The following is a 15,846-nucleotide window of genomic DNA, read 5'->3' as shown; positions in this document are numbered from 1 at the left end:
GTCGCTCCCCCGCTCAGGAGGGGACGACCTTGCCGGGGTTGAGGTTCCGGCCCGGGTCGGTGTCGGCGAAAAGCCCCTGCACCATGCGGGTGCCGACCTCGCCGATGTCCTCGGTGATCCAGGGCTGGTGCTCGGTGCCCACCGCGTGATGGTGGGAGACCGTCGAGCCGAGGTCCACGAAGGTCTGCTGCACGGCGCTCTTGGCGGCGTAGTACTGCTCGAGCGCCTGCTCGTCGGTCGAGTAGGGGAAGGCGAAGGTGAAGTAGAGGCACGCCCCGGCGTGGTAGCTGTGCGACATGTGGCAGAACATGAAGCCGGGCAGGCCCTGCTCCTCCTGCACCGCGTAGAAGGCCTCGAACGCCCGGGCATGGACCTCGTTGATCTTCGACCAGGTCGCACCGGTGTCGCAGACGTCGCCGAAGACCTGGTAGTTCATCAGGAAGTCGCGCAGGTAGGGGGTGTCGAACTTCTTCTGGTCGTAGATCGCGCCGGGGCCCGCGCCGAGCGTGATGCCGCCGGCGTTCTTCACGATCTTCTTCACGATCGACTTCTGCTGCTCGACGGATTCCTTCGAGCCCTCGAAGCAGACGTAGGAGATCGACATCTCGTTCGTCGTGTCCCAGCCCTTGGAGCGCAGGTACGAGAACAGCCCGTCCTGCACCTTCGCGGCGACCTTCCCCTTGGTGGAGGTGGGCGCCTTGACCATGGCGAGGCTGAACTCGGTCTCCGGCCCGTCGGAGAGACGGGTGAAGGTCGGGGAGACGTCGGTGGAGCGGGCGATCGCGTGCATGCCGCGGATGCCGTGCTCCCAGTCCGGGTACATGTAGGCGATCACCTGACGGACCGGGGCGACGCGGTGCACCTGCACCGTGACCTCGGTGATCACGCCGAGGCGTCCCTCGCTGCCCAGGATCATCTCGTGCACGCTCGGCCCGGAGTCGCGGCCCGGGATCGGCTTGGTGACGGCCGTGCCTGCGGGATGGACCATCCGCAGGCCGCGGACGATGTCCTCGATGTCGCCGTACTTGTCCGACTGCATGCCGGAGGAGCGCGTCGCGGCCCAGCCGCCGACGGTCGAGTAGGTGAAGGAGTCGGGGAAGTGGCCGACGGTCCAGCCCAGCGCGTTCAGCTGCTCCTCGAGGTCCGGGCCGTACGCGCCCGCCTCCACGCGGGCGAGCCCCGCGGTGTCGTCGATCTCGAGGACCTCGCGCATGCGGCCGAGGTTCATGGTGAGGATCGGGCGCTGCTCGTCCACGTCGGGGGTGACGGAGCCGGAGATGGAGGAGCCGCCGCCGTAGGGGATCAGCACCATGTCGTGCTCGAGCACGAGACGCAGGACCGCGGCGACCTCGTCCTCGGAGGCGGGGTACACGATCGCGTCGACCAGGCGCTCGAAGCGGCCGCCCCGGACGCGGAACAGGTCCGGCAGGGAGCGGCCGAAGGAGTGGACGACCCGGTACTCGTCGTCGTCCAGCACGTTGTCGGCGCCGACGACGGCGACCAGCGCCTCGCGCGCCGGAGCGGGCAGCCGGCTCTCCGGCACCTCGACGTCGGACAGCTGCGGCTCGACCGGCTGCTTCGAGTCGAGGTCGACGCCGATCTTGTTCCGCGCGAGCGGGGCGAAGGCGGGCTTGTTGTCGTAGCGGAACGTGATGTCGTCCAGGCCCCAGCCCCACCACTTGTGCCGCTTGACCTCGCGTGCGCTCGGCCGATCGCTCATGCGTCCTCCTCCTCGTCCCGGACAGCACTGCCCAGGACCTCGTCGTGGTGCTCGTCGTACAGGTTCTTCACGCTGTCCCGGATGCGCGTGATGAAGTCGCCCGCGGACTCGTCCACCCCGCCCAGCAGCGGCTCGCCGAAGACGACCCGCACGGGCGGGCGCCCCGGCACGGGCCAGCTGCGCCCCTTGGGCATCGCCTCGTAGCCGCCGATGATCGCGGCGGGCACGACGGGGACGCCGACGCCGAGGGCGAGGGCGGCCGCGCCGGGCTTGAACTCCGCCATGGCGCCGGTCTGCTGGCGGCCGCCCTCGGGGAACACGAGGATCGGCACGCCGCTGCGCAGCAGCCTCTTCGAGGTGCCCGCGTGCTTGCGGGAGCCGCCGCGGTCGATCGGGAAGGCGTTCATCATCAGGCGCACGAAGAGGCGGCGGTGCCAGTGGTCGAACCAGTAGTCGGCGGCCACGCCCGTGGAGAGGAACCGGCCCTGGGTCCAGGGCAGGCTCATCGCCAGCAGCGGGCCGTCGACGTGGCTGGTGTGGTTGGCGACCAGCACGAACGGGCCGCGGATGCTCTTCACGCGGCGGTGCACCTGCACCTGCGGGCTCACGGCGGAGTTCACCACGCCCCGGAACAGCACCCGCTGCAGCACGAAGCGCATCCCGGCGCGCCAGGTGGAGCGGTACTTGGCCAGCTCGCCCGTCGGCTTCTCCCAGCCCTGCCCGCGCGAGCGCGCGGAGAGCGAGTCCAGCAGCCGACGGGAGCGGCCCTTGAGGTCGTCGGCGGCCTTCGCGGTGGCGTCCGCGGCGCGGCTAGAGGCCTCGGAGAGCCGTGCCGCGGCCTCGGCCCGTCGCGAGCTCCCCTGCTCCTCGGGCTCCTTCTCGCTGTCCTCGTCGGTCACGCGATCACTTCTCCCGGTTGCGGCGATGGCTGAGCAGCGCGCTGAGCCGCGCGACGAGGCCGCGCGGGGTGGTGCGCAGGACGGCGGAGATCAGCTTCCAGCGCTTCGAGGGGACCGAGACGGGCCGGCCGCGGGCGACGTCGCGCAGGCAGTCCTCGACCAGACGGTCCGCGTCCAGCCACAGCACGCCGGGGATCGAGGAGCCCTTGATCCCGGCGCGGGAGTGGAACTCGGTGCGGACCCAGCCCGGCATCAGGGCGGTGACCTGCACGCCGGTGCCTGCGAGCTGCACGCCGAGGGACTCGGAGTAGTTGCCCACCCACGCCTTGATCGCGGAGTAGTTGTTCTGCGTGACCAGCGCCGAGACCGAGCCGACGTTGATGATCCAGCCGCGGCCGCGGCGTCGCATCCCCCGACCCGCGGCGCCGCCGAGCTTGAGGACGGCGCGGATCATGACCTCGAAGCCGAGGTCGTGGGGGGTGAGGTCCTCGTCGAGCAGGCCGGCGCGGACGGAGAAGCCGGCGTTGTTCACGAGCACGTCGACGGGGTCGGTGTCGGACTCGAGGCGATCGGCGACCCGCTGCTGAGCGTCGCGGTCGGCGAGATCCGCGACGATCGTCTCGACGTCGACGCCGTGCTCGCGACGGAGCTGCGCGGCCGACTCCTCGAGGCGATCGGGGTCCCGCGCGACCAGCACGAGGGCGCTCCCCCGGCCGGCGAACGCTCTGGCGAAGGCCGCCCCGATGCCTGCGGTGCCGCCGGTGATCAGGGCCCTATGCATGGCGGCTACGATACACTAGCGCCGCCCTGACCAGCGCGGAGAAGCCGCCGGGCAGAGACATCGCGGGCGCGTCGCGCGCGCAGGCCCGGACCCTGCCGCTGACCTCCCCGGTCGGTCCGCCATCTCCGCTCCCGTCCCCAGAGGATCCCATGTCGCACACCTCCCCCGCCGCCGCCCCGTCCACCCCCGGGGGGACCGGGGGCCGACGGATCCTGCTCACCGGCGTCACCGGATTCCTCGGCCAGGCCGTCCTGCGCTCGCTGCTGGAGACCACCGAGGACGTGCACGTCACCGCCGTCGTGCGCCCCAAGGGCTCCGTGACGGGCCGCAGGCGCCTCGAGCAGCTGCTGCGCAAGCCCGTCTTCGCCTCCTGGGGCGAGCAGCTGGAGAAGGACGGCGCGCTCGGCGGCGCGGCCGACGGGAAGGCGCGCCTGAAGGAGATCTTCGACGCGCGCGTCGGCGTGCTCGAAGGCGACCTCACCGACATGCCCGCGATCACCGATCCCGTCGACACGGTGATCCACTCGGCCTCCTCCGTCTCCTTCGACCCGCCGATCGACGACGCCTTCCGCACCAACGTCGGCGGCGCCCGCAACCTCTACGAGGCGCTGCTGGCCTCGGGCCAGGACCCGCACGTCATCCATGTCTCCACCGCCTACGTCGGCGGCATCTCCAAGGGGCTGCGCCAGGAGGGCTCGCTGCGCTCCGACGTCGACTGGCGCGCCGAGTTCGACGCCGCCCTCGCCGCCCGCGAGCGCGTCGAGGCGGAGTCCCGCAAGCCCGAGACCCTCCGCTCCCAGATCCGCACCGCGAAGCTGCAGGTGGGCCGCATGGGCCCGAAGTCCGTGGCGAACGTCTCCGAGGAGGCGCGGCGCGACTGGGTCCAGCAGCGCCTGGTCGACTTCGGCCGCACCCGCGCCCAGTCCGTCGGCTGGACCGACATCTACACCTTCACCAAGGCGATGGCCGAGCAGGTCGCCGAGGAGCTGTGGGCCGGCAGCGGCCACCGCGTCTCCTTCGTGCGCCCCTCCATCATCGAGTCCGCCATGAAGAAGCCCTACCCGGGCTGGATCGACGGCTACAAGGTCGCCGACCCGCTGATCATGGCCTACGGCCGCGGCATGCTGCCGGAGTTCCCGGGCCTCGCGGACTCCATCCTCGACGTGATCCCCGTCGACCACGTCGTGAACGTCATCGTGGCGCTCGCGACCCAGGACGTCTCCCGCCGCGGCGACGACGCCTACTACCAGGTCGTCTCCGGCGCCTCGAACCCGCTGCCCTTCCACGAGATGGTCACCGCGGTGCGCGAGTACTTCACGAAGCACCCGCTCGAGGACGAGAAGGGCCGCCCGATCGAGGTGCCCGAGTGGTCCTTCCCGGCGGTGGAGATGGTCGAGCAGCGCTTCCGCGCCAAGGAGCTCACCGCGAAGATCGGCTCGACCGCGGTCGCCTATCTCCCGGCCACCAAGCGCACCCGCGAGTGGACCTCGAACCTGCACAAGGCCACCTCGGGGCTGACGATGCTGCGCAAGTACATCGAGCTGTACCGCCACTACACGAAGACCGAGATGGTCTTCGACGACGCGAACACGCGGGCGCTGCGGGCCGAGCTGCCGGAGGAGTTCCTCGCCACCCACGACTTCGACGTCACCGGGATCGTGTGGAAGGACTACTTCCAGCAGCAGCACCTGCCGGCCGTCACGGACCTCACCAAGGCCTACTCCCGCGCGAAGTCCGCCCAGAAGCGCCGCGCCTCCCGCCCGACGCCCGAGCTGAAGCAGTCCACGGACTCGCTCGCGGTCTTCGACCTCGACGGCACCGTGCTGGCGACGAACATCGTCCAGCAGTACTTCGCGGTGGTCCGCGCGACCCGCCCCCGCCGCACCTGGCCGGCCGAGATCGGCGGCCTGCTCGCCGCGGTGCCGGGCTACCTGCGCGCCGACCAGCGCGACCGCTCCGAGCTGATCCGCCTGGTCAACCGCCGCTACAAGGGATACCGCGCCGAGGAGCTGCGCACCCTCATGAAGGGCGAGGCCGGGCGCCGCATCCGTGCCTCGATCCGACCGGAGGCGCTGGAGACCATCGAGCGCCACCGCGCCGCCGGGCACCGCACCGTGCTCGTCTCCGGCGCGCTGGACGTGCTGGTCGAGCCGCTCGCGGACCTCTTCGACGAGGTCGTCGCCACCCACATGGACGAGGACAGCAGCGGGGTCATGACCGGCTATCTCGCCACTCCCCCGCTGGTCGACGAGGCACGCGCGAACTGGCTGCGGAAGTACGCGGACCTGCACGGCGCGGACCTGTCGACCTCCTACGGCTACGGCGACTCCCATGCGGACGCCGCCTGGCTCGAGCTCGTCGGCACCCCCGCCGCGGTCGCACCGGACCTCGGGCTGTTCTCCGTGGCGAAGAAGAAGCGCTGGCAGATCCTGGAGTGGTGACCCGGGGGCCAAGCCCGGCCTGACGTCCCGGCCCAGCGCCTGGCGTCCCAGCCCAGCGCGGCCCCCACACTTCTGCGTCCTGTGCGTGACCTCAGCCGTCTATAGCGCCTGAGGTCACGCACAGGACGGATTTGTGTGCGCCCCACCCCCGCATCGCAGCTTTCCCGGCCCTGTCCCTCCTCCCCAGCCCGGCAGCCTTCCCGGGCCCGCCTCTCCTCCCCATGCAGGAGCTGTCCACAGCTGGACCCAGGCCGCAGCAGTCGACCGCCGGTCCCGGCACTCTCGGGACATGCACCACGCCAGCGATCTCGCGCTCCCCGCGTCGGCATGGCCCTGGCCTCGTCCCGTCGGCCCGCCCCGGGGAACCCGGCGCCTCACTCAGCAGGAGCTCGGGCTCGCCTCGCGCCGGGAGCTGCTGGCGATGGGATACAGCGACTCCCGGCTGATCCGGTCCGTGCGCTCTGGACGGCTGCAGAGAGTGGCACGAGGCTGGTACGGAAACGCGGCGGCACTCCCGCCCGCCAGACTCGCTCTGCACCACGGGTGCCGTCTCACCTGCATCGACGCCGCCGCACTGCACGGCCTGTGGATCCCGTACCGCGACGAGGAGGAGCGACGGACGCTGCACGTCTACCGCCCGAACGACTCCGCGGGTGTGCCGGAGGACATGCTGGCCCACCCCTCCGGCTGCCGGTCGTGGCCGGAGCCGGATGCGGTCGCCTCCCTCCCGCTCGCCCTCGAGCACGCGATGCGATGCCAGAGCGGAGAGCGTGCGGCGATCCTGCTCGAGTCAGCGATCAATCGTCGGCTGATGGCGCCGGCGGAGGTGCAGCGGCTGCTGGACGCCGCCCCTGCATCGGTGCGCTCACGGATCGGCGCGCTGTCGACGGCGAGCGACTCGGGGTCCGAGACGCGGGTGGTCCGCTGGCTCCGCAGGCGGGGCTTCCGGGTGGAGCAGCAGGTGTTCGTCGACGGTGCGGGTTATGTGGACCTGTACGTCGGCGGGATCCTGATGGAGATCGACGGCCGCGACGGTCATTCCGGACCCGATGCCTTCGCGCTGGATCGACGCAGGGACCTGCGCACGGGCCGACATGGGCTGCAGACCCTGCGGCTGAGCTATGAGCAGGTCTGGCGGAACTGGGCCGACACCCAGGATGCGGCGCTCGAGACGATCGCCGAGGTCGGAGCGTTCGGCCGGCGGAAGGTGGAGCAGCTGCTGGCGAGCTGATCCCCAGCGCCGCTGCGCGGCCTGTCGTGCTTCCCCAGGTGTGCGCCGCCTCGGAGTGTTGGCCGTCGCCGCCGCTCCCCTGCCGCACACAAATGCGCTCCATGCGTGACCTCAGGCGCTATATGGCCTTGAGGTCACGCACAGGACGCAGATTCATGCGCGCGGCCGGCCCAGCGGGGCGGGGACGTCACGGCCGGGGCCCGGGGAGGGGCGGCGGGGGGCGGGCGGGGCAGGTCGCGGCCGGACAGGTCGGGGAGGGGCAGAGCCGCTCACAGCACCGAGGCGAGGAAGCCCTTCAGGCGCTCGGACTCGGGGTGGTCGATGACCTGCTCGGCCGTGCCGGACTCGAGGATCCGGCCCTCGTCCATGAACACGACCTGGTCGGCGACCTCGCGGGCGAAGCCCATCTCGTGGGTGACCACGACCATGGTCATCCCGTCGGCCGCAAGGTCCTTGAGCACGGTGAGCACCTCGGAGACCAGTTCGGGATCCAGGGCGCTGGTCGGCTCGTCGAAGAGCATCAGCTCGGGGTCCATGGCCAGCGCCCGGGCGATCGCGACGCGCTGCTGCTGCCCGCCGGAGAGCTCGGAGGGGTAGTGGTCGGCGCGGTCGCCGAGCCCCACCCGTTCCAGCAGCTCGCGTGCCTTCTTCTCCGCGGCGGCCTTCGGCAGGCCGCGCACCTGCACGGGCGCCTCCATCACATTGCCCAGCGCCGTGAGGTGCGGGAAGAGGTGGAAGCGCTGGAAGACCATGCCGATGCGGGAGCGCTGCGCGGCGATCTCGGCGGGACGGAGCTTCTGCCAGCGCCCGTCGGGCAGGGGCTCGGCGCGGTAGCCCTGGACGACCCCGTCGATCAGGACGCGGCCCGCGGTGGGCTCCTCGAGCTGGTTGATGCAGCGCAGCAGGGTGGACTTGCCGGAGCCGGAGGGGCCCACCAGCACGGCCACCTCGCCGGAGCGGACGGTGAGGTCGCAGCCCTTGAGGACGTGGAGGTCGCCGAAGGTCTTGTGGACGCCCTCGACCTGGATCACGACAGGGGTCTCGTCGTTCTGGGTCATCACAGCTCCACCTCCGGGAGCGGGTCCTGCGGGGTCGTGCCGGCGCTGTTCACGGCGGCCTGGCGGGAGCGTCCGCCGCTGCCGGGGCGGGCGGGGGTGCGGGCGTCGAAGCCGCGGCCGAAGTACCGCTCGAGGTAGTGCTGGCCCACCATCAGCACCGAGGTGATCGCGAGGTACCACAGCGCCGCGACGATCAGCAGCGGGATCGGGGTGAACAGCTTGTTGGCGATTCCGTTGGTGGCGAAGGTGAGGTCGAGGGTGAAGGGCACCGCGAGCACCAGCGAGGTGGTCTTCAGCATGCCGATGGTCTCGTTCCCGAGCGGCGGCACGATCACGCGCATGGCCTGCGGCACGATGATGCGTCGCAGGATGGTCCCATTGCCCATGCCGAGCGCCTTGGACGCCTCGGTCTGGCCCTTGTCCACGGAGTTCAGGCCGGAGCGGATGATCTCGGCGAGATAGGCGCCCTCGTTCAGGCCCAGGCCGATCACGGCCGCCCAGAAGGCGGTGAGCAGGTCGCGGGTGGAGAAGCTCCACAGCTCGGGTCCGAACGGCACCCCGACCACGATCTTGGGGACGATCACGGTGAACAGGCCCCAGAACACGAGCTGGGTGTACACCGGAATGCCGCGGAAGACGAAGATGTACGCCCAGCTCACGCCGCGCAGCACGGGGTTCTCGGAGCGGCGCATGATCGCGGCGGTGAGCGCGACGACGGTGCCGAGGATCATCGACAGCAGGGTCAGCAGCAGCGTCCAGCCGACGCCCTGGACCACCTTCACGTCGAGGAGATAGGTCGCGACGGTGCCCCATTCGAGGACGGGGTTGGTCACGAGGAAGCCGACGAGGCCCGCGGCCAGCAGGGCCACGATCACGGCGGAGATCCAGGTGCCGGGTCGCGGCGCGGCCTTCGCGCGGATCGGGGTGAAGCCGCCCTCGGTCGCGGGACCGGCGGGGCCGGGGGTCTGGGTGGTGGTCACGGCTGGGGGTTCACTTCCGCGGTCGGGATCATTCCTGCTTCGTTGCCCCATGCAGCGAGGATGCGCTCCATGTGGCCGTCGTCGATGAGGTGCTGCACGGCGGCGCGGATCGCCTCGGCCAGCTCGGGCTGGTCCTTGGCCACGACGATGCCGTTCAGCGCCGACTCCTCGATCTCGCCGATCGGCTCGAGGGTCCCGCGGGAGCGGGCCACGGCGTAGGCGGTGACCGGGGAGTCGGCCATGAGGATGTCGCCCTTGCCGCCGGCGACGTTGGTCGCGGCGTCGGAGTTCGAGGCGTAGGCGAGCATGTCGTAGGCGGGCAGGCCCTGGTCGCGGCATTCCTGGGAGCGCTCGATGGAGAGCTCCTCCTGGTAAGTGCCGACCTGGAGGGCGACGCGTTTGCCGCACAGGTCGTCGGGGTGGATGTCGTAGGGGTTCCCGGCCTTCACCGCGTAGGAGATGCCGGCCTGGAAGTAGGACACCATCGACACGGCCGCGAGACGCTCCTCGTTGACGGTGAAGCTCGACATGCCGACGTCGTAGGTGGAGCCGACGGCGGGGATGATCTGCGCGAACACCGCCGCCTCGGTGCGGGTGTCGAGGCCGAGGACGGCGCCGATCCCGGCGAGGATGTCGATGTCGTAGCCGATCGCCTTCCCGTTCGAGCCGACGAACTCGCCGGGGGCGTAGTTCAGGGCGGCGCCGTTGACCAGCTCGCCGCGCGCGCGGATGTCCGCGGGGACGAGGGAGGAGATCTCCGGGACCTCCTCGATGCCGGAGAGGTCCACCTCGGGCACGGCGTTCGACTCGGCGTCCAGGCGCTCGGAGGCGCGGGTGCAGGAGGCCAGCACCGGGGTGAGCGCGCCCGTGGCGAGGGCCAGGGGCGCGGCGCGCAGCAGGGTGCGGCGACGGGGTCGGGAGGAAGTCACCGATGAATAGTATTCATAACCCTGCATGACCACAACTCGGTGTCGGGTCCCTCACCCCATCGCGATCGGCCCGGTCGTCGTCGGCGCCTCCTCGCCCCCGGCATCCTGCGCGGCCAGCTCCTCCGCCGCGTCGAGGTCGACCGCCGCGCCCTCGAACTGGGAGCGGTACAGCCGCGCATAGGCGCCGCCGGCCGCGAGCAGCTCCTCGTGGGAGCCCTGCTCGACGATGTCCCCCGCCTCCATCACGAGGATCAGGTCCGCGTCGCGGATGGTGGAGAGGCGGTGGGCGATGACGAAGCTGGTGCGGCCCTCGCGCAGGCGGTTCATGGCCTGCTGGACGAGCACCTCGGTGCGGGTGTCCACGCTGGAGGTCGCCTCGTCCAGGATCAGCAGGCTGGGCCGGGCGAGGAAGGCGCGGGCGATGGTGACCAGCTGCTTCTCGCCGGCGGAGAGGGTCGATCCGTCGTCGTCCACGATCGTGTCGTAGCCGTCGGGCAGCTGGCGGGCGAAGTCGTCGACGTGGGTGGCGACGGCGGCCTCGACCACCTCCTCGTCGGTCGCGTCCAGCCGCCCGTAGCGAATGTTCTCGCGCAGGGTGCCCTTGAACAGCCAGGTGTCCTGGAGGACCATCCCGGTGCGCTCGCGCAGCTGGGCGCGGGTGAGGTCGCGGATGTCGATCCCGTCGACCGTGATCCGTCCGCCGTCGATCTCGTAGAACCGCATCACGAGGTTCACCAGCGTCGTCTTCCCGGCCCCCGTCGGTCCGACGATCGCGACGGTGTGGCCCGGGTCGGCGACGAGCGAGAGGTCCCGGATCAGCTCGCGGTCGGGGCTGTAGGAGAAGCGGACGTGCTCGAACTCCACGCGCCCCTCGCGGATCCCGGCCGCGGCGGTGGCCTCGGTGGTCTCGGGCTCCTGCTCCTCGGCGTCCAGCAGCTCGAAGACCCGCTCGGCGCTGGCCACGCCGGACTGCAGCATCGTCGCCATCGAGGCGACCTGCGAGAGCGGCTGCGTGAACTGGCGCGAGTACTGGATGAAGGCCTGCACGTCGCCGAGGGTGAGCTGGCCGGAGATGATCCGCAGCCCGCCCACGATCGCGATGACGACATAGCTGAGGTTCCCCACGAACATCATCAGCGGCATGATCAGGGAGGAGACGAACTGGGCGCCGAAGGTGGCGCGGAACAGGCGGTCGTTGCGCTCCTCGAAGCGGGCGGCGACCTCCTCGCGGCGGCCGAAGACGGTCACCAGGGCGTGCCCGGTGTAGGCCTCCTCGACCTCGGAGTTCACCACACCCGTCGCATCCCACTGCTGGGCGAACAGCTTCTGCGCCCGCGACCCGACCACGCCGGTGAGCACGAGCGCCACGGGGATCACGGCGAGCGCGATCAGCGAGAGCTGCCAGGAGATCAGCAGCATCATCACCAGCACGCCGAGCACGGTGAGGATCGAGTTCACCAGCCCCGTGACGGTGTTCATCAGGGTGTTCTGGATGTTGTCGATGTCGTTGGTGACGCGGGAGAGGATCTCGCCGCGCTTCATCCGGTCGAAGTACTTCAGCGGCAGGCGGTGCAGCTTCTCCTCGACGTCACGGCGCAGCCGGGAGACCATCCGCACCAGGATCCGGTTCAGGGCCACGCCCTGCAGCCACATCAGCAGCGCGGAGACGGCGAAGAGGCCGACGGCCAGGCCGAGCGTCTGGTACAGCGCGCCGAAGTCGATGCCCTCGCCGGGGGTGAGGGTCATCCCCGAGAGCATGTCCGCGAACTGCTCCTCGCCCTGGGCGCGCAGCCCCTCGATCACCTGGTCGGGTTCGGCGCCGGCGGGCAGCCCCTTCGAGATCAGTCCCGTGAAGATGATGTCGGTGGCGTGGCCGAGGATCCTCGGCCCCACCACGGAGAAGCCCACGGACACGACGCCGACGAGGATCGCGGCGATCAGGTACGCCCGCTCGGGGCCCATCTCGCGCAGCAGGCGCTTGGTCGAGGGCCAGAAGTTCTTCGCGCTCTGGCCCGGACGCAGTCCGCGCTCGGCGTCCTTCTCCGCGGCGATCTCGTCGGCGGGGGTGCTCTCCTCGGTGCTGATCACGCCACCTCCTCCTCGATGCCCTGGCTGCGGACGATCTCGCGGTACGTCTCCGAGCTCTCCAGCAGCTCGGCATGGGTGCCCTGCCCGACGATCCGGCCGTTGTCCAGCACGAGGATCAGATCGGCGCCGGTGATGGTGGAGACGCGCTGGGCGACCACGAGCTGGAGCGCGTCGCGGGTCTCGGGCACGAGCGCGGCGCGCAGCCGGGCATCGGTGGTGAGGTCCAGCGCGCTGAAGGAGTCGTCGAAGAGGTACAGCGACGGCTGCGCGGCGAGCGCCCGCGCGATGCAGAGCCGCTGCCGCTGCCCGCCGGAGACGTTCGTGCCGCCCTGCGCGATCGGGGAGTCGAGCTGCTCGGGCATCGCGGCGACGAAGTCCCGGCCCTGGGCGACGGTGAGGGCGTGCCAGAGCTCCTGCTCGTCGGCGGTCGGGTTCCCGAAGCGGAGGTTCGTCGCGACGGTGCCGGAGAACAGGTAGGGCCGCTGCGGCACGAGGCCGACCCGGTCCCAGAGCACGCGGGCGTCGAGGTCGCGCACGTCATGGCCGTTCAGCAGCACGCGCCCCTCGGTCGCGTCCATGAGGCGCGGGACGAGGTTGATCAGGGTGGTCTTGCCGGCGCCGGTGCCGCCGATGATCGCGACGGTCTGTCCGGCGCGGGCGGTGAAGGAGATGTCCTGGAGCACGGGTCGCTCGGCGCCGGGATAGGTGAAGGAGACGTCCTCGAAGGTCAGCTCGATCGGGCCCTCGATCTCGCGGATCCCGTCGGTGCGCTGGTGGACGCTGGTCTCGGTCTCGAGCACCTCGGTGATGCGCTCGGCGGAGACCATGGCGCGCGGGATCATCATCGTCATGAAGGTCGCCATCATCACCGCGATGAGGATCTGCATGAGATAGGCGATGAAGGCGGTGATCGAGCCGATCTCCATCTGGCCGGAGTCGATGCGCGGCGCGGCGACCAGCAGCACGAGGACGCTGGACATGTTCAGGATGAACATGATGATCGGGTTGATGAGGATCATCAGCAGGCCGATGCGACGGTTCAGCTCGGTCAGCTCGCCGTTGACCACGGCGTAGCGCTCCCGCTCGCGGTCCTCGCGCACGAAGGCACGCAGCACGCGGATGCCGGTGATCTGCTCGCGCAGCACGCCGTTGATGTCGTCGATCTTGCCCTGCATCTGCTTGAACAGGGGCGCCGCGCGCGCGATGAGCAGGCCGACGGCCACGAGCATGACCGGCACCATCACCGCGATCAGCCAGGCCATCCCCGGCTCGACCCGCAGCGCGAGGATCACCCCGCCGATCCCCGTGACGGGGGCCTGGACCAGCATGTTCAGGGAGAAGAAGATCAGCATCTGCACCTGCTGCACGTCGTTCGTGGAGCGGGTGATGAGGGAGGGGGTGCCGAACTCGGCGAGCTCGCGCTGGGAGAAGGAGTTCACGCGACCGAAGACCCTCGAGCGCAGGTCCTTGCCGACCCGCATCGCGGAGCGGGCGGCGAAGAAGTTCGCCGCGACGAGCGCGATGATGTTCCCCAGCGAGATGACCAGCATGATCCGGCCGAGCTCCCAGATCACGGGGACGTCGGCCTTGGCGACGCCGTCGTCGATGATGTCGGCGTTGAGGGTGGGGAGGTAGAGGGCGGCCAGCACGCCGGCGATCTGGAAGAGCACCACGAGGAGCACCCAGAACGCGTACGGCTTCAGGCCCCCGAGCACGAGGCGCAGCAGGGTCACGAGAATCCTTCCGAAGGGCCGTCCGGGCCGGGCAGGATCCGGTCGGCCCCGGAAGCATAGGCACAGGCGCCTGACAGGGGCATCCGACTATCGACGGTTCCGCGCAGGGCGGAGCCGAGGAGCGTCGGGCGGGTCAGCCCGCGGCGCCGCCCGCATCGGAGGCCGCGCCCTCGGGCGGGGCGATGGACATGTCGGTCACGCGCCAGCGCTCCCCGTCCCAGGCGACCGTGGCGATCAGCTGCCCGGTGACCTCGTCGAGGGCGTTGGCCTGCAGGCTCGGGTCGTCGACGAGGATCGACGCCTCCTGCGTGAACTGCGCGGTGACGGTGCCGGTCGCGGGCGGCTCCCCGGTGCCCTCGAAGCTGGTGGAGTGGATCTCGAAGGCGCCGTCGACCAGGTACCCGTCCTGGGCGGCGAGCTGCTCGGCGTTCTGCAGGAAGGTGGTGCAGACCTGGCAGCCCGGGTCAACCTTGTCCTCCCAGACGGAGATGTCGCCGCTGCTCATCATGTAGTCGTAGGAGCCGAGCAGGTAGGTCAGGGTCGCCTCGGCCCCGGCCTCGCTCTGCTCGGTCAGCTCTGCCGGCTCCTCCGGGCGCGGCAGGTCCGGGCGGGGCGGCTGCTCGGCGGGGTCGGCCGTCGGCCGGTTCTCCGGGTTCCCGGGATCGCCGGCGCTCTCGCTCGCCTGCTCCTCCTGACCGCCGGGGTTCAGCAGCTGGGAGATCCCCAGCGCGCCGACGGGAACGAGGAGCACGAGGGCGAGGGCGACGACGATGAGGCGTTGGACGGGGCGGTTCACGGGCTCCACGGTAGAGGACGCGGCGGGGAGGTGCCTCAGCGGGTGGCGGTGCGCGTGGGGATCTCGGCCGGCAGTTCTCGTGCCGCCCCTGCTCCCGGCTCGATCTCTCCTCCCCATTGCCAACCTGCCTCGATGCTGTGGATGTCCCGCTGGACGTCCCTCGAGCTCGGGCACGCTGTGGAGGTGTCCCGTGCGCCCGCCCCGTTCCCGGCCTCCCTCCCCTGGCCGGTGGTGACGCGTGCCGAGGCGCTCCGTGCCGGCGTGAGCCCGGGGCGGCTCCGTGCGCCTGACCTCGCCCGGCTCCGTCCCGGGCTGCTGGTCCGCGGCGGCCGCACTGCAGGCGAGACCGAGATCGTCTCGGCGTATTGCCGCTCGGATCCCGAGGCGGTCGCCGTGGGGCTGACGGCCGCACGGATGCAGGGGATGCCGCTGCCCGAGCACCTGGAGCGCTCGCTGCCCCGGCCCAGGGTCCACATCTCGCTCCCGCAGGGCCGTGTCAGCTCGGACCCCGTCGTCCGCTGGCACCAGTTCGTGCTGCCACCCGACCAGGTGCGCGAGGCGCGCTTCGCGGTGGACCCGCCGGAGGACGGGTCCACCGTGCTCGAGGCCCCGGTCCGTCTCACCACCCGGGCCCGGACCTGGCGCGATCTCGCCCCGGACCTCTCGGAATTCTGGCTCATCGCGATCGGGGACCACCTCGTGCGCCACCCGCGCCCCGAGCTGGAGCACGGACGCACCGCGCCGTGGTGCACTCTCGAGGAGCTGCGCGAGCAGTGCACGGGCAGGCACGCGGCGATGCTCCGAGCCGCTCTCCGGGAAGTGCGCGTCGGGGCGGACTCGCCGCGCGAGACCATGCTCCGGCTCGCCTTCGCCCGTGCCGGGCTCCCGGACCCCCTGTTGAACACGCCTCTGATCGGGCCTGACGGCAGGCAGCTGCACGAGCCGGACTTCCAATGGCCCGCGCACCGGGTCTGCGCCGAGTACGACGGCCGCACTCACAGCACACCCGGCCAGGTCAGCCGCGACATCCGTCGTGCTCGACGGGTACAGGCCGCGGGGTGGACGGAGGTCCGCCTGCACTCCGATGACATCGTGCAGGAATGCGCCCCGGCCGTCGACCTGGTGCGCGCTGCGCTGGGCACGGGCCTCCGCGGCTCACACAGCGCAGGAGTCTGAGCACAGCGGGCGGC

At 71.0% G+C, this 15,846-nt stretch carries 12 protein-coding genes; 3 read left to right on the top strand and 9 right to left on the bottom strand.

Going from position 1 to position 15,846, the window contains the following annotated elements:
- Positions 1-13 precede the first annotated feature (13 nt).
- Genes RBL05_RS12500 through RBL05_RS12490 form a run of 3 tightly spaced genes read right to left on the bottom strand, consistent with a single transcriptional unit; the run spans position 14 to position 3,400 of the window.
- A complete protein-coding gene (locus tag RBL05_RS12500; RefSeq protein WP_308739185.1) occupies positions 14-1,720 on the bottom strand; it encodes an FAD-binding oxidoreductase in 1,707 nt (568 codons plus the stop codon).
- Positions 1,717-2,619 carry a lysophospholipid acyltransferase family protein gene (locus RBL05_RS12495; RefSeq protein ID WP_308739186.1) on the bottom strand — a complete coding sequence of 301 codons (903 nt, stop codon included), beginning with the start codon at positions 2,617-2,619 and terminating at the stop codon, positions 1,717-1,719. Before RBL05_RS12495 ends, RBL05_RS12500 begins: the two co-directional genes overlap by 4 nt.
- A 4-nt stretch (positions 2,620-2,623) precedes the next feature.
- Complete coding sequence (locus RBL05_RS12490; RefSeq protein ID WP_263311994.1) at positions 2,624-3,400, bottom strand: SDR family NAD(P)-dependent oxidoreductase; 777 nt, start codon at positions 3,398-3,400, stop codon at positions 2,624-2,626.
- A 149-nt stretch (positions 3,401-3,549) separates the two neighbouring features.
- On the opposite strand from RBL05_RS12490, the gene RBL05_RS12485 reads away from it, so the two are divergent.
- Both RBL05_RS12485 and RBL05_RS12480 read left to right on the top strand, forming a co-directional pair.
- Positions 3,550-5,841 carry an HAD-IB family hydrolase gene (locus RBL05_RS12485; protein WP_308739187.1) on the top strand — a complete coding sequence of 764 codons (2,292 nt, stop codon included), beginning with the start codon at positions 3,550-3,552 and terminating at the stop codon, positions 5,839-5,841.
- A gap of 289 nt (positions 5,842-6,130) precedes the next feature.
- The gene (locus RBL05_RS12480; protein WP_308739188.1) at positions 6,131-7,072 is read left to right on the top strand and encodes a type IV toxin-antitoxin system AbiEi family antitoxin domain-containing protein; all 942 of its coding nucleotides are present in this window, start codon (positions 6,131-6,133) and stop codon (positions 7,070-7,072) included.
- 269 nt (positions 7,073-7,341) lie between these two features.
- Here the strand turns inward: RBL05_RS12480 and RBL05_RS12475 are convergent, their stop codons facing one another.
- The 6 genes from RBL05_RS12475 to RBL05_RS12450 all read right to left on the bottom strand — a co-directional run bounded on the left by RBL05_RS12475 (position 7,342) and on the right by RBL05_RS12450 (position 14,656).
- On the bottom strand, positions 7,342-8,130 hold the full coding sequence (locus RBL05_RS12475) for an amino acid ABC transporter ATP-binding protein (protein WP_308739189.1): 789 nt from the start codon (positions 8,128-8,130) through the stop codon (positions 7,342-7,344).
- Positions 8,130-9,110 (bottom strand): amino acid ABC transporter permease, encoded by a 981-nt coding sequence (locus RBL05_RS12470; protein WP_263311991.1) that lies wholly within the window; start codon positions 9,108-9,110, stop codon positions 8,130-8,132. The genes RBL05_RS12475 and RBL05_RS12470 overlap by 1 nt, the downstream gene beginning before the upstream one ends.
- Positions 9,107-10,039: an ABC transporter substrate-binding protein gene (locus RBL05_RS12465; RefSeq protein WP_308739190.1), complete on the bottom strand. Its 933-nt coding sequence runs from the start codon at positions 10,037-10,039 to the stop codon at positions 9,107-9,109. The genes RBL05_RS12470 and RBL05_RS12465 overlap by 4 nt, the downstream gene beginning before the upstream one ends.
- A 51-nt stretch (positions 10,040-10,090) precedes the next feature.
- Positions 10,091-12,124 carry an ABC transporter ATP-binding protein gene (locus RBL05_RS12460; protein ID WP_308739191.1) on the bottom strand — a complete coding sequence of 678 codons (2,034 nt, stop codon included), beginning with the start codon at positions 12,122-12,124 and terminating at the stop codon, positions 10,091-10,093.
- Positions 12,124-13,860 carry an ABC transporter ATP-binding protein gene (locus RBL05_RS12455; protein WP_308739192.1) on the bottom strand — a complete coding sequence of 579 codons (1,737 nt, stop codon included), beginning with the start codon at positions 13,858-13,860 and terminating at the stop codon, positions 12,124-12,126. The genes RBL05_RS12460 and RBL05_RS12455 overlap by 1 nt, the downstream gene beginning before the upstream one ends.
- A gap of 133 nt (positions 13,861-13,993) precedes the next feature.
- Positions 13,994-14,656 carry a DUF6318 family protein gene (locus RBL05_RS12450; RefSeq protein WP_308739193.1) on the bottom strand — a complete coding sequence of 221 codons (663 nt, stop codon included), beginning with the start codon at positions 14,654-14,656 and terminating at the stop codon, positions 13,994-13,996.
- Positions 14,657-14,788: 132 nt separating this feature from the next.
- Here RBL05_RS12450 and RBL05_RS12445 point away from each other — a divergent pair, with 132 nt between their 5' ends.
- The gene (locus tag RBL05_RS12445) at positions 14,789-15,832 is read left to right on the top strand and encodes a hypothetical protein (protein WP_308739194.1); all 1,044 of its coding nucleotides are present in this window, start codon (positions 14,789-14,791) and stop codon (positions 15,830-15,832) included.
- Positions 15,833-15,846: the final 14 nt, after the last annotated feature.

The sequence above is a fragment of the Brachybacterium sp. GU-2 genome, assembly GCF_030866705.2.
In the GTDB taxonomy this organism is placed as follows: Bacteria; Actinomycetota; Actinomycetes; order Actinomycetales; family Dermabacteraceae; genus Brachybacterium; species Brachybacterium conglomeratum.
This window is presented reverse-complemented; position numbering and strand designations above follow the sequence as displayed.

Coding starts and splice junctions, on each gene's coding strand:
- RBL05_RS12500 (WP_308739185.1), bottom strand. CDS start 1,720: ATGAGCGATCGGCCGAGCGCACGCGAGGTCAAGCGGCACAAGTGGTGG.
- RBL05_RS12490 (WP_263311994.1), bottom strand. CDS start 3,400: ATGCATAGGGCCCTGATCACCGGCGGCACCGCAGGCATCGGGGCGGCC.
- RBL05_RS12485 (WP_308739187.1), top strand. CDS start 3,550: ATGTCGCACACCTCCCCCGCCGCCGCCCCGTCCACCCCCGGGGGGACC.
- RBL05_RS12480 (WP_308739188.1), top strand. CDS start 6,131: ATGCACCACGCCAGCGATCTCGCGCTCCCCGCGTCGGCATGGCCCTGG.
- RBL05_RS12475 (WP_308739189.1), bottom strand. CDS start 8,130: ATGACCCAGAACGACGAGACCCCTGTCGTGATCCAGGTCGAGGGCGTC.
- RBL05_RS12445 (WP_308739194.1), top strand. CDS start 14,789: ATGCTGTGGATGTCCCGCTGGACGTCCCTCGAGCTCGGGCACGCTGTG.